Origin of the sequence: Escherichia sp. AM3 (assembly GCF_032029835.1) — a bacterium.
Classification (GTDB): Bacteria; Pseudomonadota; Gammaproteobacteria; order Enterobacterales; family Enterobacteriaceae; genus Escherichia; species Escherichia coli.
The window spans coordinates 1-306 of the sequence record NZ_JAVUPQ010000808.1; the positions used below are offsets into that span (position 1 = coordinate 1).

2 pseudogenes are annotated in these 306 nt (G+C 48.0%); both read left to right on the forward strand.

The features are described from left to right. Positions 1-99: 99 nt before the first annotated feature. Positions 100-204 (forward strand): annotated as a pseudogene (locus RTW80_RS28480) (lysis system i-spanin subunit Rz); the annotation flags it as partial. Next, positions 164-306 (forward strand): annotated as a pseudogene (locus RTW80_RS28485) (Rz1 family lipoprotein); the annotation flags it as partial. The pseudogenes RTW80_RS28480 and RTW80_RS28485, both read left to right, overlap by 41 nt.

A 306-nucleotide genomic window follows, 5' to 3' on the forward strand; every position in this document is an offset into this window, starting at 1 on the left:
GTCTTTAGAAAACACCAGCCAGGCTGGTTGGTTCAGTTAAGCTTTCAGCTTCGAGAATTTTATGAAAGCTATTGATTTGTTAAAATAAATCACAGTCTGGTGACTGCAAAAGTTAAACGAGAAATCAAAAGGTGGCCCAAATCTGAAAATGAAGCTCTGCGTGATGATGTTGCCGCTGGTCGTCGTCGGTTGCATATCAGATCAATCTGCCCATCCCCGCGTGAAGCCACCACCGCCTCGGGCGTGGATAATGCAGCCCCCCCGACTGGCAGACATCGCTGAACAGGATTATTTCCTCCCTCAGAG